Origin of the sequence: Niallia sp. HCP3S3_B10 (assembly GCF_052064465.1) — a bacterium.
GTDB classification, from domain to species: domain Bacteria; phylum Bacillota; class Bacilli; order Bacillales; family Cytobacillaceae; genus Niallia; species Niallia hominis.
The window spans coordinates 44,607-65,112 of record NZ_JBQHVO010000011.1 but is presented as its reverse complement, the minus strand read 5'-3'; the positions used below and the strand labels follow the sequence as shown (position 1 = coordinate 65,112).

General features: G+C 36.8%; 15 protein-coding genes and 1 pseudogene. 4 read left to right on the top strand and 12 right to left on the bottom strand.

From position 1 onward, the window contains the following. Nucleotides 1–29: 29 nt before the first annotated feature. A pseudogene (locus ACTNDN_RS07795) lies at nucleotides 30–2,034 on the bottom strand (beta-galactosidase). Between the two features lie 115 nt (nucleotides 2,035–2,149). On the opposite strand from ACTNDN_RS07795, the gene ACTNDN_RS07790 reads away from it, so the two are divergent. Further along, nucleotides 2,150–2,965, top strand: coding sequence for an AraC family transcriptional regulator (locus ACTNDN_RS07790; RefSeq protein ID WP_031536118.1), 816 nt, complete (start codon nucleotides 2,150–2,152; stop codon nucleotides 2,963–2,965). A gap of 54 nt (nucleotides 2,966–3,019) precedes the next feature. Here ACTNDN_RS07790 and ACTNDN_RS07785 read toward each other — a convergent pair whose 3' ends face one another. Beyond that, nucleotides 3,020–3,958, bottom strand: a complete 939-nt coding sequence (locus tag ACTNDN_RS07785; RefSeq protein ID WP_031536115.1) for a magnesium transporter CorA family protein — start codon at nucleotides 3,956–3,958, stop codon at nucleotides 3,020–3,022. Between the two features lie 28 nt (nucleotides 3,959–3,986). Continuing rightward, nucleotides 3,987–4,115, bottom strand: a complete 129-nt coding sequence (locus ACTNDN_RS07780; protein ID WP_269320374.1) for a hypothetical protein — start codon at nucleotides 4,113–4,115, stop codon at nucleotides 3,987–3,989. 227 nt (nucleotides 4,116–4,342) lie between these two features. Between ACTNDN_RS07780 and ACTNDN_RS07775 the strand changes: the two genes are divergently transcribed. Both ACTNDN_RS07775 and ACTNDN_RS07770 read left to right on the top strand, forming a co-directional pair. Continuing rightward, nucleotides 4,343–5,899, top strand: a complete 1,557-nt coding sequence (locus ACTNDN_RS07775) for an AbgT family transporter (RefSeq protein WP_048719342.1) — start codon at nucleotides 4,343–4,345, stop codon at nucleotides 5,897–5,899. An 85-nt stretch (nucleotides 5,900–5,984) separates the two neighbouring features. Next, nucleotides 5,985–7,196, top strand: a complete 1,212-nt coding sequence (locus tag ACTNDN_RS07770) for a M20 family metallopeptidase (RefSeq protein WP_441131039.1) — start codon at nucleotides 5,985–5,987, stop codon at nucleotides 7,194–7,196. Nucleotides 7,197–7,324: 128 nt separating this feature from the next. On the opposite strand, the gene ACTNDN_RS07765 is transcribed toward ACTNDN_RS07770, so the two are convergent. The 4 genes from ACTNDN_RS07765 to ACTNDN_RS07750 all read right to left on the bottom strand — a co-directional run bounded on the left by ACTNDN_RS07765 (nucleotide 7,325) and on the right by ACTNDN_RS07750 (nucleotide 12,159). Further along, entirely contained in the window at nucleotides 7,325–9,103 is a 1,779-nt protein-coding gene (locus tag ACTNDN_RS07765) for a helix-turn-helix domain-containing protein (protein WP_441131038.1), read from the bottom strand. 132 nt (nucleotides 9,104–9,235) lie between these two features. Further along, entirely contained in the window at nucleotides 9,236–10,243 is a 1,008-nt protein-coding gene (locus ACTNDN_RS07760; protein WP_441131037.1) for an SPFH domain-containing protein, read from the bottom strand. A 33-nt stretch (nucleotides 10,244–10,276) separates the two neighbouring features. Beyond that, a complete protein-coding gene (locus tag ACTNDN_RS07755; RefSeq protein WP_441131036.1) occupies nucleotides 10,277–11,134 on the bottom strand; it encodes a TPM domain-containing protein in 858 nt (285 codons plus the stop codon). After that, entirely contained in the window at nucleotides 11,131–12,159 is a 1,029-nt protein-coding gene (locus tag ACTNDN_RS07750; protein WP_349204836.1) for a TFIIB-type zinc ribbon-containing protein, read from the bottom strand. Before ACTNDN_RS07750 ends, ACTNDN_RS07755 begins: the two co-directional genes overlap by 4 nt. A 289-nt stretch (nucleotides 12,160–12,448) precedes the next feature. Between ACTNDN_RS07750 and ACTNDN_RS07745 the strand changes: the two genes are divergently transcribed. Further along, nucleotides 12,449–12,967 (top strand): cysteine hydrolase family protein, encoded by a 519-nt coding sequence (locus ACTNDN_RS07745; protein ID WP_349204834.1) that lies wholly within the window; start codon nucleotides 12,449–12,451, stop codon nucleotides 12,965–12,967. Between the two features lie 844 nt (nucleotides 12,968–13,811). Here the strand turns inward: ACTNDN_RS07745 and ACTNDN_RS07740 are convergent. From ACTNDN_RS07740 to ACTNDN_RS07720, 5 genes are all read right to left on the bottom strand, one after another. Further along, nucleotides 13,812–15,287: a protein adenylyltransferase SelO gene (locus tag ACTNDN_RS07740; RefSeq protein ID WP_441131035.1), complete on the bottom strand. Its 1,476-nt coding sequence runs from the start codon at nucleotides 15,285–15,287 to the stop codon at nucleotides 13,812–13,814. A gap of 94 nt (nucleotides 15,288–15,381) precedes the next feature. After that, nucleotides 15,382–16,461, bottom strand: a complete 1,080-nt coding sequence (xylF, locus tag ACTNDN_RS07735) for a D-xylose ABC transporter substrate-binding protein (protein WP_031536097.1) — start codon at nucleotides 16,459–16,461, stop codon at nucleotides 15,382–15,384. Between the two features lie 66 nt (nucleotides 16,462–16,527). Beyond that, nucleotides 16,528–18,075 (bottom strand): response regulator, encoded by a 1,548-nt coding sequence (locus ACTNDN_RS07730; RefSeq protein ID WP_441131049.1) that lies wholly within the window; start codon nucleotides 18,073–18,075, stop codon nucleotides 16,528–16,530. Between the two features lie 11 nt (nucleotides 18,076–18,086). After that, the gene (locus tag ACTNDN_RS07725; protein WP_441131034.1) at nucleotides 18,087–19,517 is read right to left on the bottom strand and encodes a sensor histidine kinase; all 1,431 of its coding nucleotides are present in this window, start codon (nucleotides 19,515–19,517) and stop codon (nucleotides 18,087–18,089) included. Then, a complete protein-coding gene (locus ACTNDN_RS07720; protein ID WP_031536091.1) occupies nucleotides 19,510–20,496 on the bottom strand; it encodes a sugar ABC transporter substrate-binding protein in 987 nt (328 codons plus the stop codon). The genes ACTNDN_RS07725 and ACTNDN_RS07720 overlap by 8 nt, the downstream gene beginning before the upstream one ends. Nucleotides 20,497–20,506: the final 10 nt, after the last annotated feature.

Below are 20,506 nucleotides of genomic sequence, written 5' to 3'. Positions count from 1 at the left end.
GCTGCACCAACATCGGTGCAGCAAAATTATTATTTCAATAAAAGCACAGCAAATTGCTCTAGCTCTAGTGCTTCTTTTACTACTTCTCCGGTTAATAGATTTAGTTTGCCAACAAGCTCTTCTGGCAATTTCTGTATCTTTGGATGTTGATTAATAACAAAATAATAGGAGGAATCTGCTGTGTCTCTTTTCGTAATTTCTAGACCTTTTCCGTTCGTGCAGATTGGTTTTACAGTCGTTTCTGCTATCACTTGATCGAATAAATGGGCAATGCCCTCTTGCTCTACTTGTGTGCCAACATACCAGACATTCCCTTTCCCATACGAATTTTTCGTAATTGCTGGAGTATCACTGTAGAAATCCTCTTTATAGGTGGCAATGGCCTCTGCACCTTCGAGATGAATAATGTCACATAGTAACGTACAGGTATATGCATTTCCATCATTAAATGCAACGGCATTTTTTTGCTCTGGCGCTAATGCATCTATTTCTTCTACCCATATTCCAGCTATTTTGCGCAATGGTCCTGGGTATCCTCCTAGGTATACATTATCTGATTCATTCACAATACCGCTCATAAAGGTAGTGACAAACTGTCCTCCATTTTCAACAAACGCTGTAATGCGCTCTGCCAAGCCTGCTTTCATCATATAAAGAACTGGGGCTACCACCACATCATATTTAGAGAGATCACTATCGACCGAAATCATATCGACTAGAATATTTTCATTATAAAAATATTGATAGTACTGATGGATTTGGTCTACATAGGTTAAATCTTTATTTGGTCCACTCGTATACTCCAGCGCCCAATAATTTTCCCAGTCAAACATGATGCCGACTTTACTTTTTATTGTTGATCCTAGAATTTCCTCTAATTGCTGTAGTTCTTTTCCAAGCTCCATCACTTCTCGAAACACTCGTGTATTTTCATGTCCAACATGTTCAATGACAGCACCATGAAATTTTTCACATGCCCCTACTGAACGGCGTAGCTGGAAAAATTGGATGGTGTCAGCTCCATGGGCAATTGTCTGGTAGCTTTGCGCACGCATTTTCCCTGGTCTTTTTAAGGAATTATAAGGCTGCCAGTTTTGTTGACTTGGGGTTTGTTCCATTAGCATAAATGGTTGCCCATCTTTAAGCCCGCGCATCAAATCATGGCACATCGCTGTATAGCTTAATGGTGTATTATAGCTTGGATAATTGTCCCAGGAAACAATGTCCATCTCTTTTGCCCATTTAAAGTAATCTAAATTTTTGTAAGTACCCATTAAATTTGTAGTGATTGGCGTTTCAGTATCGTATTTCCGAATCGAATCTCGTTCCATCTTGAAATTTTCCAGCATGCTATCCGAGTTGAAACGGCGATAATCTATAGATATTCCTGCAAAAGCGGTTTTATCGCTGCCAATTCCTTCACTTAGTGCATTCGGCAATACTACTTCATCCCATTCATAAATAGTATGACCCCAGAATGTCTAAGTTCCATGCTTTGTTTAGTGCTTCAATCGTTTTATAGCGATTTTTTAGCCATACACGAAAGGCCTTCTCACAGTTTTCGCAATAGCACTCGCCCCCATACTCATTATTAATATGCCAACAGGTTACATGGGGATTGCTTCCATATCTTTCTGCAAGTTTTCCTGCCAATTTGCTAGCAAACTTCTGATAAACAAGACTGTTCGGACAAGCATTATGTCTTTGTCCAAACTTATGATGTCTTCCTTCATAATCGGTTCGCGCCACTTCAGGATATCTTTTTACCATCCATGCAGGCAAAGAAGCAGTAGAAGTAGCGAGAATAATGTCATACCTATCCTTACTTAGCATTTCTATGATTTCGTCTAGCTCATCAAAATAATATACTTCTTCCGAAGGCTGAATTTTTGCCCATGAAAAAACATTGATTGTTGCCGAATTAATTCCTGCCTTTTTAAAAATGCGCATATCCTCTTCCCAGATATCCTTTGGCCACTGATTCGGATTATAATCTCCTCCATACAAAAAACGATTAAACAATTTTTTCTCCATATTTCATCCCTCCGCACTTTTTATACATTCATTATAGAAAGGCAAATGGAGAAAAAGTATAATAAGAGTAACTAGTTTATATAAAATTATGAAACTATTGTAAGGGGATACATAAATGGAAGTATATTTTAATTTACTAGATCATTTCAATCCTTTTTCCATTGAAAGCATTGGGTATATGTGGGAACAACCAATGGTCTTAAGAGAAGAGGGATATCCTTACTATCACTGGCTACAAACAGCAGAAGGATTAGGGGAAGTAACGATTGCAAATGAAAAAATCCAATTGCATCCTCAAGAAGGGATACTTATCGCACCATTTGTTCCCCACTTTTATGAATCGATTTCAGCAAAAGGATGGCGCACAAACTTTATGACAATTAACGGTACTTTTTCCGCAAGTATAGCCGAGATACTTGGTACTTCCTCTTACTATCTAGCAAATGACTGTCCTGATTTTTCCTATAGTGATTGGACGCAGAGGATGTTATCACATATAAAAAACGAAAACAAAAACTCTGTACAGCAAAAGCTTTCCGTTGACGTGTATAACTTCTTACTAAATATCCGGGATCATGGTTTACACAGAACGTTTCAAAAGAATGATTTATATCATCAATATATCTCCCCTACTATCGAATGGATTGAAACAAACTATGGAGAAAAATGTGATATTTCCGATATAGCAGGAAGGCTCTTTATATCGCCACAGTATTTGAACAAGCTTTTTAGACGATTTGTTGGCATTTCCGTCTATCAATATGTACTTGCTTATCGAATCAAAAAGGCTAAAGAAATTTTAGTTACAAAAAGAGATGTAAAAATAAAAGACATTACCTTTCTAACTGGATTCAATGATACAAGTCACTTTGTTGCCACCTTTAAAAAAGAAACAGGATATACTCCTAAAGAATTCCGCTCCTTTTATTAGAAAACTCCTCCACTTCAAAATGGAGGAGTTAGAGACAACGAGCAGGCCCCTTTATTAAAAAAACCGCTTCTTCCAAAAGATCAAAGCAGTTACGCCTGATAATAGGAAGGAAATCATAATCGCAATTGTAAAAGAATATGGTACATCTTGATATGGAATATGAACATTCATTCCATAAAAGCTTGCAACCATTGTTGGTAATGACAAAATAATCGTGAAAGATGTTAAGAATTTCATGACAATATTGACATTATTTGAAATAACAGAAGCAAAAGCGTCCATCATCCCACTTAAAATAGACATATGGGTTTCAGCCATCTCAATTGCCTGCTGATTCTCAATAATTACATCTTCTAGCAATTCTTGATCATCTTCATACATTTTCAAATAATTGCTTTTGAGCATTTTTTGCATGACAATATTATTTGATTTTAAGGAAGTGGTAAAATACACCAAGCTTTTTTCGATATTAAGCAAGGAAAATAGCTCTTTGTTTTTCATAGATTGGTGAAGTTCTTTTTCAATAGTATCTGTCTTCTTGCTAATTTGCTTTAAATATTTTAAATAGGCAGTTGCCATACAGTATAATATTTGCAGGGAGAATCGTGTCTTTTTATACGTAAAAAAGCTCTTCATTCTGCCTTCAGAAAACTGGTAAAATATCGGATTATCCTTTAAGCAAACCGTAATAAAGCAATTCTTGGCAATAATCATACCTAATGGGATTGTGTCATAAATAGGCATACTTTTCTCATCAAAGGAAACAAGGGGGAGATTCACGATAATTAAGACATTTTCCCCATCCTTTTCAATTCTTGAACGCTCTTCTTCATCCAAGGGATCTTTCATAAACGCTAATGGAATGTCTAAACCGGTAGCAATTTCTGTAATTTCTGCTTCTGTTGGTGCAATTAAATTAATCCAGCAGCCATCCATCATGCTATCCGTTTCTTTCAGCATTCCTTCTTCAGTAGAAATATAAATTTTTCTCATGTTCTTACCTCCTCTTGTTTAGAGGAAGTCAAAATGCTCTGCCAAATAAAGTTGAATCTTTATCAGCATTCAAACTTCTAAAGGAAGGGTTATTCATGACTCCCTCTTTCATGGCCGTGGGTTCCGGATCAGGTTCCATACACATTCGAGTACTCATAAAAATTCAACTCCTTGCTAGTAATCTTTAAACCTATTACATACTACTTTATATTTTATTTATTGTAAACCGTAAAGGTGCATCTTTCCTAAGCCTCTATCCGACCACCTCTTTGTATTTGAACACAAAAATAAGGAAGAAATTTAGAATTTATTCCATAGATTATTTTCTTAAATATTCGTATAATTTTAAAAAATCCAAAAACACTTCACAACACGGAGGTACATATGAGCGAACTTGCAAAAAAACATCCAAACTATGCCGAACCAACACCGCCTAGTAAAACAAAACTAGTGGACAAGTTTTTAAACATCATTGAACGTGCAGGTAATAAGTTACCTGATCCTATTACCTTGTTTGTCATCATGTCAGCCATTATTTTAGTCGCTTCTTATTTACTATCTTTAATTGGTGTCTCTGCTACTAATCCTAGCTCAGGCGAGACTATTGAAGTAGTTAATTTACTGAATCGAGAAGGTATTATTCAAATCTTAACAAGTATGGTGAGCAACTTTACTTCCTTCCCTCCATTTGGACTAGTATTAGTCATTATGCTAGGGGTTGGTCTTGCAGAAACGACAGGTCTTATTCAAACGGTTATGAAAAGAACGGTGTTAAGTGCACCAAAAAAATTAATCCTTCCTGTTATTGTTTTAACAGGAGTCCTTGGCAATATTGCAGCAGATGCGGCATTTATCGTGTTCCCACCAATTGCAGCGCTTATTTTTATGAGTGTGGGAAGAAGTCCTATTGTGGGTCTTATTGCCACTTATGCAGCTATTGCTGGTGGCTATAGTGCAAATCTGATTCTTAATTCTTTAGATGTATTAGTAGCCGGTATTACAGAACAAGCTGCAAAAACGGTAGATCCTAATTATGTTGGAAATCCTACGATGAATTATTATTTCTTAATCATTTCTACCTTTTTATTAGTTGCTGTCACTACTTGGGTTACCGTAAAATTTGTGGAACCTCGCTTTGGTAAATACACAGGTGTAGTACAACAACTAGAGCAAGTAACTGCAAATGAAAAAAGAGGATTACGTTTTGCCGGTATTACCTTAATCATCTATTTAGCTGTCATTTTATTAATGGTTATTCCAAGAAATGGTTGGCTACGCGATTTAGAGACAGGCTCTGTTATTAACTCGCCATTTATGTCCTCAATCGTTCCACTCATGCTATTTTTCTTTTTATTACCTGCTTTAGCATATGGTATTGGCTCTAAAACGGTTAAAAGTGATAAAGATATTGCGGAAAAACTATTTAAATCCATTGCAGACTTAGCTCCGTTTATCGTGCTAGCTTTTGTCGCTGCACAAATGATTGCTTACTTTAGCTGGAGCAATATTGGTCCGATTCTTGCGATTAAAGGTGCAGAATTGCTTCAAGCGATGAACTTTACTGGTCTGCCAATGATTATTGGTTTCATCATTATTTGTTCGTTTATTAATCTATTAATTGCCAGCGCATCTGCAAAATGGGCATTACTATCTACAATCTTTGTTCCGATGTTTATGTATTTAGGCTATAGCCCAGCATTAACGCAAATGGCTTATCGAATTGGAGATTCTATCACAAATCCAATCACACCAATGCTTGCCTACTTTGCGATCCTTTTAGCTTTTGCTAGAAAACACGATAAGTCGATTGGGATTGGAACTCTAATATCAGCATTGCTTCCTTATTCTATCTTCTTTGCGATTAGTTGGATTTTATTGTTCTCAGTCTGGTATTTATGTGGACTTCCATTAGGACCAGGAGACCCTATCTTCTTAAAATAATTTAGACATTCACCATGTGCAACCTGAAATTTAGGTTGCCATGCTACATATAATTTTAAAAAAATGGAAATGAGGGGTAAGTAACATGGAAGCTTTATTTTCACTATTAAAGGAATATGAACAAGAGATGATTGACATTCGTCGTCATCTCCATGAACATCCAGAATTATCCTATCATGAAGTATATACACCTGCTTATATTGCAGAATATCATCAAAAATTAGGGCATGAAGTAAGAACAGGTGTCGGCGGTCGTGGAGTTGTTGCTACACTTAGAGGCAGCAAACCTGGTAAAACCGTTGCATTACGTGCGGACTTTGATGCACTTGCTATCCAAGAGGAAAATGATATCCCTTATAAATCCAAAGTAGACGGCGTTATGCATGCTTGTGGTCATGATGGTCATACTGCTACTTTATTAGTTTTAGCAAAAGCATTGAACAAGCTGCAGTCAGACATCGAAGGAACCATTGTCTTTATTCATCAATTTGCGGAAGAGCTATCTCCAGGTGGTGCGATTGCAATGATTGAGGATGGATGTTTAGAAGGGGTGGATGTTATTTTCGGTACCCATCTATGGGCAACAGAACCACTTGGAAATATTATGATTAACGCAGGTCCTATTATGGCAGCTGCCGACCAATTCGATATTACCATTCAAGGAAAGGGCGGCCACGGATCCGAGCCACATATGACGAAAGACGCGATTATGATTGGTGCCCAATTTATTACAAATGTACAGCAAATTGTTTCAAGAAGAGTAAATCCATTACACCCTGCTGTTGTTTCTATTGGTAGCTTTGAAGCGCAGAATCCCTTTAATGTTATTGCTGATACTGTAAAATTAAGCGGAACAGCGCGAACATTCCACGATGAAGCTCGTGACTTAATCGAGAAGGAAATTGGAAATGTCATCAAGGCATCCTGTGAGATGGTTGATGCAACTTATGATTATCGTTTTAAACGTGGCTATCCTGCTGTTGTGAACCATCAAGAAGAAACAGACTTTATTATCAAGCATGCAGAACAAATAGAAGAAGTGCAACAAGTAAGAATTTGTGATCCACTTATGGGCGGAGAAGATTTCGCATACTACTTACAGCATGTAAAAGGCGCCTTCTTCTTTACAGGTGCCATGGATCCTAATTGGAAAGAAGTATATCCACATCATCATCCTAGATTCAATATTGATGAGCGGTCACTTTTAATCGCAGCCAAGACACTAGGAACTGCAGCATTACACTATTTAAAGAATGAGTCTGTCGAAATTAAACAAGAAAGCTTGATCAACGAATAAAAGGAAAAAGAAGCTGGGACATATGTATTTTAGCCAAAGACAGAGCCAAACAATTACACGAAATTTTTCGTATGATTGTTTGGCTTTTCAATAGCTTTTTAAGAGGAATGTTTCCGTAATGCTGTTTGTTAATACTCTTCATTCCCCATCGTTCCTTGTTCTTGTCGTTCATACAAAAACAATGCTACCTTTAAATTAGTTAAGTGGTCTAGATTATCAAAGTCACAGTTCAATTTTTCCTGAATTTGTTGAATTCGATAGTAGACCGTATTTTGGTGAAGATGCATTATTTCAGCTGTTTTTGAGACATTTTTATTCGAATATAAGTAGCTTTGTAAGGTACTCAACCATTCATTTTTTGTTCGATTATTTACTTGGGAAAGAATAGGTCCCAAAATATTTTCTACAAAGTATTCTGCTTCTTCTTCTGGTACATTAAATAAGTAGCGCTTATAGCCAAGAGCTTGAAAGTCAAACACCGATTCCTCTTTTTGAATGAGCTCCATCTCTTTCTCTAATAATTCAGCATCTTTATAGGAGATGGGGAGGTGACGCATCGAGTAAACCGGACGGCCAATATAAACGAGTATATCCTTATAGCTCGCTTGTAATCGTTCTATATATTGTCTAACAACTTGAACATTCCCCGAATCTTCCTTCTTTGCGCCTAACAGCAGAAATAGTTTATTTCGATTTGGGAAAATCATCACTGAAAATTCTTTTTTGAATACTTGCCGCATCCCTTCCTCTAGCAAATGAAACTGCGTTAGTTCTTCAAAGGAATGCTGCTTGCTTTTGATTACAAGAAAGACAAAGTACTTGGAAGGAATCATCTCCTGTTTTTTTAAATAGCCTTGAACCTCTGTAGTTAAATTCACGTTTAAAATATCTTTTAATAAAGCTTCCTTTTCCGCTTGTCTGCTCTTTAATTGTTCTTGGAGCTTTATTTGCTCAATCGCAATAATAGAAGCAGCATGCTGAAAGGAAAGCTCTCCCACAATATCGAGTGGAACGCTTTTTCCTGTAATCACTAAATAACCAATTGTTCCAAATGAAGATTGCACAGATAATGCCTGTCCAAACAACTCCTCCCTTTTATATATTTTCTGTAGCTGCTGGATTTGCAGGACTTTCCGATTTTCCCTAAGCCAGTCGCTTAAAAATGAAACATCGCCGCTAGAGGTTGGATGAGATATATCAAGCCGACCTAATGAATCAAAATAATAAATGCAATCATTTGGATTTCGGGCAAGACTTTTTACAAGTGATTGCATCCCGTTTCCTTCTAGCACTGACTCATTTAATTGATTATGCAGTTTAAGAATTGTTTCTAACTGTAGAGCTCTTTGTTGTTTTTCATAAAAAGCACGTGCATTTACAATAGAGATGGCTATTTGACTCCCGATTGCTTCTAGAAATCGTAAATCCTCTTCTGTGAAAAAGCCTTCATTTTTAAAGTTATCAATCGTAAGAACGCCAATTTTTTGCTGCTGATAAACAAGCAACACAGACATACAGCTAACTGGCATTAAAGCATGAACCGTCGATTTCAGATAATATTGAAGTGTCTTATTCCGCATATTGGACATTGCTTTTTCAATTTCGTCGATTGTATTGATTAACATGCTTCTACCTTCTGCAAAAACGGTTCCGCTAATCCCTTCTCCTTCTAGCAGCTTATTTTGCAAATAGATATCTTCCTTAAAATTAACGGCAGCCTCAATTTCCAAATACTGATTTTCCTCATTCCAAAGCAATAAAAATCCTGCATCTGCCTTATCAATAGCGCCAATAACGTCTTCGATAATTTGCTGAATCAATTCCTTTAAACTATCATTTGTCGTAATATTTTTCGATACTTGTATAAATGTGTTTAATCGTCGCTCCATATTATTCTCGTTGCTCATTTACTTCCCTCTTTAATACAAATTATTTATTAAGATATTAGTATTATCCCCTTAAATTTATTTTTTGTTAAGAACATTCACGCAAAAAAACAGGACGGCTCGCTAACGAGTAGAACCGTCCTGTATCCATTTTTATACTAACTTATGTCCACAATTGGAGCAAAAATTCCCTTCCCCTGTTTTCGTCCCACAATTTGGACAGAAATTCGGTCGCTGCTTTTTCTCCTGACTCTGTGGTGCTGGTTCCGATGCTGGTTCCGATGCTGGTTGTTGATTTTGCTGCTGGTTTTGATTTTGCTTATTCATTTTATCCATCATTTGATTAGCCATATTCATGCCCATCATCATTCCAGCCATGTCAGATGCCGTTCCACCACCAGAATTTTTCCCACTAGACATGCTATCTATCATGGAGATTTGTTGATATTTATCAATATTGCCAACCATTCCATGGGATGCATTTTTATTAATCATATCCTGTACTTCCTTCGGATAGCTAAAGCTCATGATTTGGAAGCCTGTGATAGTAAGTCCGCTTTCGGCCATTTGACTATCTAAATCTTCTCTTATGCCTTTAGCAATTTCAAAGGCATTTGCCTGCAGATTAAACATATCCTTCCCTTCTGTGACAATCCATTTCATAAGAAGCTGATCTAGAACGGAGATAATGCGTATTTTTACATCTTCCACTAAATACTGGTTCTTAATTCCTGCGATTTTATCAATTAAAGAAATATAATCATTTACTTTAAATTGAAAGGTTCCGTTCGCTCGAATTGGCATTCCTCCAGGAAGTCCAGTTGCTGGTATATTTATCGCATTTTTCGTACCCCATTTAACCGTAAATTCCTTTGTATTGACAAATAGCACCTCTACACGCATTCCGCTGTTAAATCCAAATTTGAAACCTTTTAAAGTTGATAAAAATGGGACGATTTGTGACTCAATATCATACTCTCCATCTTCTTGGAATGCTCCCTCTATACTGCCATTGTTTAAAAAGATAGCGTCTTGCCCTGGGCGAATAATTAATTTACTGCCCTTCTTAATTTCACGGTTTTTCCATTTATAGAAGATCATATCTTCTCTGAATTCTTCCCATTCCACAACATTTGCAAATTGATTGCGAAAAAATGACATCGTTCTATCCCCTTTCATTATTCAAATAACTGTTTAGAATTTCCCTCTACTTCCACTATGGGAGTGACCACCACCAGTAATCCCTCCACCACCACCTGAATTATTTTGTGGCTTTCGTTGTTTTGTCACTGTTTTTCGAATAAAGCGATCATGTCTATTTATAATCTTTGAATTTCGTTTATCCATATACGTATTGCCATTTACCGTTACTTTTCCGCCTGATTGGAAGACCATAATACTCACTACAATTCCCGCAAGCACAATAGAAACAATCAATTGGAAGCCCCAATGAGAAAGAAGTCCTAGCATCCCATTTGAACTATTTCCTTCGATATATTCATTTCGAGAGTCAGCAATTCCACTGTAATCATAATCATTTTCTAAATTTGCTGGATCATCAACCAAATAATAGGCTGATTCATGCATAAAGGTTGAGAAGGCCTCAAAATAGTCACCTTCAGATAAAGCTGGCGTTATTTGTTCCCGAATATAATCTAAAGTAGCATTATCCAAATTATCTTCTGCCTTTTTAAAGCCGGCTAAATAAATATCCCTTTGTTCCATGTCAATTGCCAAAATAGCTGTATTTCCAAAAGGCTGATCATAGCCAGGTGCCTCATCATCATAATAATCCTCAACGTATTTCTTGATGTCTTTTCCATCTGTACCATCTAATGTTAGTACCAATAATGCCGTTTCCGTTTCTTCCCCTAATTCCACTGCCAAGCTTTCTAGTTCTGTTCTTTCCGTATCTGTTAAAAGCATTGCTTGATCAAAAACAAATTGCTTTTGGTTTTCTGAAGCCGCCTTTACTGTCATACCAGAAAAAATGGACATTATTGCCAAGGCAATAAAAAGGAAACTACTATACTTGATTAACAACTTTCTCAAAAGAAGCCACCTCCCATAAAGAAGGAGACACATTTTAATGCTAGGAAGGAACTAGCGGCAATTCCACTAAACCATAATGCCACTTTTCCTTTACTAATTGGCGGTTTTCCTACTACTTTTCCTGTTTGCCCATTCATCGCAAAAATATGCTCTTGGTTTTCATAATCATAGCTTACCATCCATACAGGAAGTAACACATAGTCACTTCGCACCGCTCTCGTATCAATATTTTTATCTCGATAATGAATCGAATGATATCCAGCGAAAGTGGAGTGCACAAAGGAATCAACATAATCACTAATTTTATCTTTTGCTCTCGGCAATAACGCTGAATCTGTATAATTATATTTTTCCGATATAAAGCCAGCAAGATAAGGTGTTTTAAAATCTTTTAGCTGTTCATAAGGAAAAGGCTCTAATTTATCCATTAGCTCGTCATTCATTTTTTCAGAAGCATCTACTGGAATTTTCACATAATCTAAATTTATTTTCCGATAGGCTTCATAATACTTCGTTTCCGTATAAATATAATCCCCACTTGTATAAGTCCGAACCTTCGTACATGATGCTGTTACATCCACATCACTATTTAAATCATAAAGCCAAAATGGAACGTACATACCTGTAATGCTTTTTATCCGATCTGCACTCATAAATCCTTTTGGTGTTAGAAGTCCTTTTCTGCACCATTTTCGAAAGGCTATGATGGCCTCTTCTTTACTGATGGTAAAAGGAATTACTTTTTTAGGGGCAAGCACACCTGCCAACCGATCGGCGATCACTATTCCCGCACCACAAAAACTACAATTGGTTGCCGTAGTATCTGCTTCTGTTAATAACACTGCACCACAGTTGTCACAATGGTACTCCTTTACTTCATTTTCTTCAAATGATGCAGACATTAAGTTTTCTGGATAGTTTTCAATATTCTCTTCATTTCCGCAGCTAGGGCAAGATAAACTGCCAGTATCTGCATTAAAGCTCATGTCTCCCCCACAATTTGGACATTTATAATGAAGGATCAAGTTAATCACCTCAATTTATTTATCTATCAATATACTAATAATAACTTAATTATCCTCTTACTGCTTTCCTACCCTTGAAAAAGGATGATATATACATATACTGATTGGATGTAGAAAAAGTTTCATTTTCCTATTCTCTCCTTAGAATCAAGGCCCAATCACTTCTTATTCTAATTTTCATAAAGAACTGGCATAATAAGGAGAAAAGGAGAAAAAAAGCGAACGTTAGATGTGGTGTATCACAATAAACAATTGGGTACTTTCGAAACTTATATATAGGGGGAAAAGAATGAAAAAAGCACTTTTGATTATTGATGTCCAAAATGGCATGTTTCAAAAAGGGAATGTCGTACATAATGGCGAGCAATTACTTCGTCGTATCAAATCTTTACTGGATCAAGCACGCTTCACAAAAACACCTGTCTTTTACATACAGCATCAATCAGCAATTGGTAAACCGCTGGAATATGGTACACATGGTTGGGAAATCCATCCCGAAATCGCTCCAGAAAAGGAGGATATTATCATTCAGAAAACAACGCCAGATGCATTTTTTCACACTTCTTTAAAGAAAGAAATAAAGAAGTTAGAAAGGGAGCATTTAATTATCACTGGGATTCAAACAGAAGCATGTGTGGATACAACTTGTAGAAGTGCTTTTAGCAATGATTTTAAAGTGACCCTCGTGTCTGATGCCCATAGCACTTGGGATACGAATTTATTAACAGCAGAGCAGATTATTGGACATCATAACGAAGTGCTGCGATGGTTCGCAGATGTTTTTCCTTGCTCGAAGATAAGTTTTTAGGCGCTATTGCCAGGAGAAAAAGGTTAACTTAGAAGTCTTTTTTTAGCGTATATTTCTACTTGAAATAAACTCCTGTTAATGTTGATGTCACAGTATTATCAGGTTGTACTTTATATTATTTTCAGCTTAACAAGCTACTTTTCGTACAGCATTTTTTACTTTTTGATTATATCGGCTTTAAGATGTAAGATGCCTTCTCTGTTACCTTTTGTTGTTGGTATTCTTGGGTTGGGGCTCAAAGGGCGATTCTCTGTTACCTTTAAAGGGTTCCTTTTTGAGGTACTTTTCTTTAAATGTGTGTCGATTTGACAGTGGCATTGGCAGCGTTATTGGTATATAAAACCCCACTTACTATTGGTACAGTTCACCGTCATGCATTAAAATAAGGATTTCTTAGACTCACTCCCTTTTAAACAAGACGTTTTGTCCTGAATCAAGTAATCGGCAAAAGGGAAATAAGCGGAAGTTTTCCGGTTAAACGCAGAATAGAGCTTTTTTCGGGGTAAATAAGGGGATTTTTTCCGATTATGCAAAGCAAACTCTCCCTTTTTCGCATTTTTCGAGTCAATAGGCGGAATCTCTCCGTCTATTTAAGCCTTTTTTAATAATAATTACTAAATAAGCGAAATTTTTCCGTCTATTTTTCAACCCAGATGCTTTCCCTTATACCCCAACCGACAAGTGCGGACCCTCTCGAACCCTTGATACACAAAACAGCACTGCAAATGACAGAAGATTAGACATCTTTAACAGTCCCTAAATCATATTGCCGTTAACAAAAAAGCGGACCGCAAATTGCCTTTTTCAGCATTTACTGAAGGACTTTATATTTATTGCATTTAACTCATGTACCACAATAGGTTTTAAAAGCTGGATTCACCTTTTGCGGGGCTATGCCGTATTCTATTTGTTCTTTTGTATAAGCATATGGATTAGAAAGCATTTGCAATAATTCTTCCATTACACTTAAATCCCCGTCTTCTGCAGCATCAAGAGCTGCTTCTACAAGGTGATTACGAGGAATGACGACTGGATTATGCTTTTTCATTTTTTCACGTGCGCCTACTTCCCCACCTTCTTGGCTCTCTATTCTTTCCTTCCAAGCCTTGTGCCAATCAATAAATGCTTGATTTTTACTTAGCTCCAATTTATCTACTTCCCCTAATGCTAAAAAGCGGAAAGTATCTGTAAAGTCAGCTCGATTATTTTGCATGATGCCAAGGAGCTTCTCACTTAGTTCTGCATCTTGTTCTTCTTCTTTGGCTTGTAATCCTAGCTTTCCTCTCATGCCATCAAGCCAATGCTCTTGATAATACGTATTAAATGCATATAATTCATTTTGGGCTAGTTCCACTGCTTTTTCCACATTATCATGCAGTAATGGCAACAAGGCTTCCGCAAACCTCGCCAAGTTCCAGCCAGCGATTTTCGGCTGATTTCCATATGCATAACGCCCTTGGACATCGATGGAACTAAACACCGTCTCTAGATGAAAGGTATCCATAAATGCACAAGGACCATAGTCAATCGTCTCTCCGCTGATTGTCATATTATCCGTATTCATAACACCATGGATGAATCCTACCAACTGCCACTTTGCAATTAAGGTAGCTTGACGTTTAATCACCTCTTTAAACATTGCTAAATAGTGATTTCCATCTTTCTCAATCGTTGGAAAGTGGCGGTCAATCGCATAATCTGCAAGGGCTTTTAGTTCCTTCTTCGAATCAAGGGAAGCTGCATATTGAAAGGTCCCTACGCGCAGATGGCTTGCTGCAACTCTCGTTAAAATTGCTCCTGGCAAATCTGTTTCACGAACAATCTTTTCTCCAGTTGCCACGACTGCAAGACTTCTTGTTGTTGGAATACCAAGTCCATGCATTGCTTCACTTATAATATACTCTCTCAGCATTGGCTTAAGAGTAGCTCGCCCATCTCCTCCGCGAGAATACGGAGTGCGGCCAGAACCTTTTAATTGAACATCAACTCTATCACCTGTCGGCGTAATATGCTCACCGATCAACATTGCCCTTCCATCTCCAAGCATCGTTGGATGGCCGAATTGATGCCCTGCATACGCTTGTGCAAGAGGAAAGCCTCCTTCCGGAATCTCATTACCACTTAATACTTGTATCACCTCTGGGCTTTGCAATTGTTCCGTATTTAATCCTAATGTCTTTGCCAAATCGTAATTTAGCTTCACCAAGCTTGGCGAACTGACTGGATTTACCGTCATTTCAGAATAAAAAACACCTGGAAGACGAGCATAGCTGTTATCAAAATTCCAGCCAGCATTTATTTTCATTTCACTATTACTCATATTAGCTCCCTTCCAATCGTTATTTGGATATTTTCTATTATACCCTCTTCTTCATATGGAACATGCAATAACCTCTAAATAGGTACGAAATCGTTTATTTTTTATACACTTCTTCTTTTGAATGAAAATCATCTTTTATGATTGTTTCTTCCATATTTTCTTTTGTCACAGCAACTGGTGAAAGCAAGATAGTCGGAACCTCTATTTTCCCATTATTCACCTTATTCTCCACAGGGATCATTTCTCCATTTGCCATCCGAACAGCAATTTGAGCTACTTCTTCAGCTAATGCTTTAATTGGCTTATATACGGTCATCGTTTGAGTTCCTTGGATTATCCGTTGTGCTGCTGGAAGATCGCCATCTTGTCCAGCAACAGGAATTTTCCCTTCTAGTCCATATTTTTTAAGTGCTTTAATGGCACTTCCAGCAGTTGCGTCATTTGCCGCGATAACAGCATCTATTTTATTGTCATTTGCTTTTAAAGCCTCTTCCATGTTACTGTATGCATATTCTGGATTCCAGTTTTTTGACCATTGATCATACACTACGGTAATATCACCTCTATCTATAAAAGGTTGTAAAACTTGAAATACGCCTCTTTTAATAAGATGGGCATTATTATCCGTATCTGCTCCTCCAATGTATACATACTTCCCTTTTGGCACTAATTTTGTAATTGCTTCCGCCTGCAATGTTCCAACCATTTCATTATCAAAGGAAATATATAAATCGACTTCGGCATTTTTTATTAATCGATCATACGAGAGAACCTTTATTCCAGACGAATGAGCTTTGTTCACAATAGTTGCCATTGCTTCTGCATTATGTGGGACTACGACTAATAAATCGACCCCTTTGCTTATTAACGTCTCTGCCTGTAAAATTTGCAAAGCGTCATCACCATTCGCAGCAACGCTTTCTACTTCTGCACCTAGTTCTTCCACTGCTTCTTTAAATAAATCTCTGTCTCTTTGCCATCTGTCTTCTTTCAAGGTATCCATTGAAAATCCTATTTTAAGCTTTTTAGTCTCTTCTTTTGCTTCTATTGTTTTGGAAGTAGCCTTAGACGGCAAATACCCTTCCTGTTTTCCTTGTTCCTTATAACAGCCAGCAAAAATACCTGTTAAGCATAGTAACAGAATGAACAATGTTTGTTTTCCTATCCGTCTCATCCAACTCTCTCCTATTTTAATCACTTTAGCTCTTTCTTCTAATGGTCTTGTTAATCAAAGAAGTATCTAGGATGTCTTATTCGCTAATAATAACTTCCGATATTCCTTTGGTGACATATTGCATAGCTTTTTAAAGACTTTACTAAAATAGTTGGGATCATGGTAACCAACTTCGAAGGTAATTTCTTTTATACTTTTATCCGTATCTCTTATTAATTCCTTTGCCTTTTCAATTCGACATTCTGTTAAGAAATCAATATAGTTAACCCCTTGCTTTTCTTTAAAAATCTTGCTTATATAAATAGGACTAAGACCGACTTTCCTAGCCAATGAATCTAAGGATATATCTTCTTGAGAGTGGGAAAGAATATATTGCTTCAACTGATGAATCGCATCTGCTTCCAATCGTTCTGTTCTTTGTCTAAAAGAATGAACCATTTCATCAAGTAATCTCGTTGTTTCTACTTGCAATTCCCGGTAGTTTAAAGGCTTATATGCATATAAAGGGGGATCTGTCTCCATTCCCATATCTTCCATCACTCGTGATATAATCCAAAGAATTTCTAATATTCGTTGCTGTGTATGCAATACGTCTGCCGCTTCTTTTTCATAGTGCTGCAGAACATATAAAATATATTTTCGTGCATTCTCCCATTGCCCCATTCGAATTTGGTCAGCAAATTCCTTTTTCCGGTGCTCTATTAATCTTCCACTCATCGTATCACTTGAAGATGCTGCTTCTTCTGAATAAAAACGATATTTTGTTGGTAAGGAAATATCCATCGTCGCAAATAGAGCTTCATGGTACGACTGGCGAACCTTCTCTAAGGAATCCGAAACATTCCCTATTCCAATAAAACAATCCGCTTTCTTCGTACGTTTAACAATGGAAAGCACTTGTTGAGCTAGAGAAGTTGCCTGTGAACGATAAGAAACTTTTTCGTCTCTAAACACAATGATAGGAAGATGACTACCATAAAGGGCACCTACCCAGCAGCTTTTCGTTTCTCTAATTTTCTCTTTTATGACCGAATAAAGAGACTCTCCCCCTGTTGGCATTAGCACTAGCATGACAAACATTTCCTGTGTAGATGGCGTCTCTAACATTTCTACAAGCATATCAACATGCACTTCGTGGACATGATCGAATAATAATTGTGTCACCACATCAGTTTCCACTAGAGATAACGCTTTCAAAAATGCTTCTTCTTGATATTTTCTGACAATAGTTGCTCTATGTTCCTCTTTAATCTGCTGAAAAACCTTTCCGACCGTTGTAATAATTTCACTTGCTCGACTCGGTTTAAGAATATAATCCTTCACTCCTAGTTTTATGGATCGACGCATATATTCAAACGTATCAAAAGCAGTGACCATAATAAAGCGAACCATTGAATTGCTTGCGGTAATCCTTTCCATTGCTTCCAAGCCATTGATGCCAGGCATTTTAATATCCATTAGTATTAAATCAGGTCGAAATGTTTCCGCTAATTCGATTGCCATTTTTCCATTTTTCGCTTGCATTATCTTTGTATCAGGAAAACCTTTTTTTATGATTGCCTCCATTCCATCTCTCTCTATTTGTTCATCATCTACAATGAGGAGTTTTATCATCATCCCACACCCTATTTTTTAATTTGAATGATCACCTTAGTTCCTGAGCCAATCTCACTCTTAATCGTTATGACATCTTCCTCGCCGTAAAACAGTCGTAATCTTTTTACTACATTGCTAAATCCTATTCCAATGCCTTTTGATTTATTTTCAACTAGCTGTGAATCCTCTGTAAGTAATAGGTGTATTTTATCCTTATGTATTCCAATCCCATCATCTTCAATTTCGATTAGGACTGTATCCTTCTCATCGATTACTCTTGCCCAAATCGTTCCACCATCCTCATTTGGTTCCACTGCATGAATAACTGCATTCTCAATAATTGGCTGTAAAGTTAACGACGGAATTTTCCAATCTAGACAACATTCATCTATCTCCATAAAAAATCGTAATCTATCTGTGAATCTTGCTTTTTGTATATCCATATATTGCCTTACTACCATTATTTCCTCTCGCAGTGTCACCGACCGATCTAATTGCTTTAAATTGTAGCGCAGAATTCCTGCTACACTAACTAATAAATCACTTGTTTCTTCTGAACCTTCTAAATAAGCCTTTTTAGATATCGTATTTAAGGTGTTAAACAGAAAATGGGGACTGATTTGACTCTGTAAACTTTTAAATTGACTTTCTTGCAGTAATAGTTTGCTCTGCTGTAATTCATGTTCTAACTGTGCCTTATGTTTTATTTCTGAAATTAGCATATTAATGTTCTTTCTCATTCGATCAAAGGTTCTCGCTAGAAAGGCAATCTCATCTTTTGTTTCTACTTTCACCTGCAAATCAAATCGGCCCTTAGACAATTCGTTTGCTGCCTGGGTTAGCTTAAATATTGGTCTAGTAATAGTTAGAGAAAACCAATATGTTACCAAAAACAATACACACATGATTAATAATAAAAGGAAGATTCCTAATTTCATTACTTCACCTGACTGTTTAATAATACCTCTATAAAAACGGTCATAGGTCTTTAGCTCTGTATCTACTAAAGATAAAGACATCTCTGAAATATATGTTGATATGCTTGTTACTTCAGAAAATTCCTGAGCTGCCGCTTCACTGTCATTTTCTGATAAAAATAGCAGAAGTCGATTGGTTGTTTCAATAAAACTATCCATTAAATGAACATAGTTTGTTAAGGTAAAATTGTTTTCTTCATTTCTTAGTGTAATAACACCTTGCTTTGCTTCTTCCATTCTCTTCTTACTTTGGTTAAGCTGAGACATATTTTCTTCAGATGGTTTTATCATGTAGTTATTTATATCAGTAATGACATTCTGGCTACTAGTGGTAACTTCGTTTAGTTTTAAATAACGCTGCAAAATCTCATTATACTGTTGTTGCGTCTTGTGATTATAGTAAGTAAGCGCAATCCATATAACAGACATGATAATCAAGACAATGGTTGTGAGCAGAAGAATTTTTTTCTGAATACTATTCATTTGTATTTTCCGCCTTTTGTATCTTTATATCTGTAAGATAGCCATTTTTATCTAACGGAACTTTTTCACCGTTCAGCCATTCCATCATTAACTGGACACTCTGTTCTCCCATTGCTTCAGGAGTTTGCTCTACCATGGCATCTAAGGTTCCCTCTTCTAATAGGGAGATGGATTCCGGTCCATCATCAAAGGAATATAAATAATAAGGATCGATTTGGTAACGCTTACTAATTTCTTTAACCAAAGTTCCCAAAACATTTGCATTAATAGCAATGAACGCATTCGTATCAGGTTCCTTATTTAAAATATCCTGTGTTGTCACAACTACTTGCTCTTTCGTTGTATCAATTGTTTTTGCATACACAACATTAATATCTTTATATTGCTTAAGTATCTCCTCTATGCCTTTCAATCGTTGTTTTTGAAAATATTCCTCCTGGGATTCAAGCATGAGAACAACCTTCCCCTTTGATCCCATATCCCTTACTAGTTGCTCTGCAATCATTTTTCCAGCTGAAAATTGATCGGACCCTACATAAGTTCTTCGCAAACTGTCAGCTATCGGAACATCATTGGCAACAGTAATGATAGGAACTCCATAAAAGGAGGCTTTTATTTTTGTCAAATTCTTAAACTCATCCGTATCTAACCCCTGAACAATAATTCCATCTACTTTCGATTGAATCGCTATTTCGACGTTTTTCAGAAAATCTTCCTGATTATGGCTATAGCTCCCCCAAACTTCAAGACTAACTTCTTCAATTTCCGCCTGCTTCTTCGCACCCTTTGCTACTTTATCCCAAAAAGGAGTATCTCTTTCCTGAGTGATTAAGACAAGACGCTGCTGATCTTGATTGTTCATCCTATCATCAGAGGGGAATTGCCAATCCGCACGAAAAACATTTTTTGCTGCATCAAATGTAAAATAACAAAGAATTAGGATGACCGTTAAAAATATAACCATAATTGTTTTTCGCAAAAGATCAGTC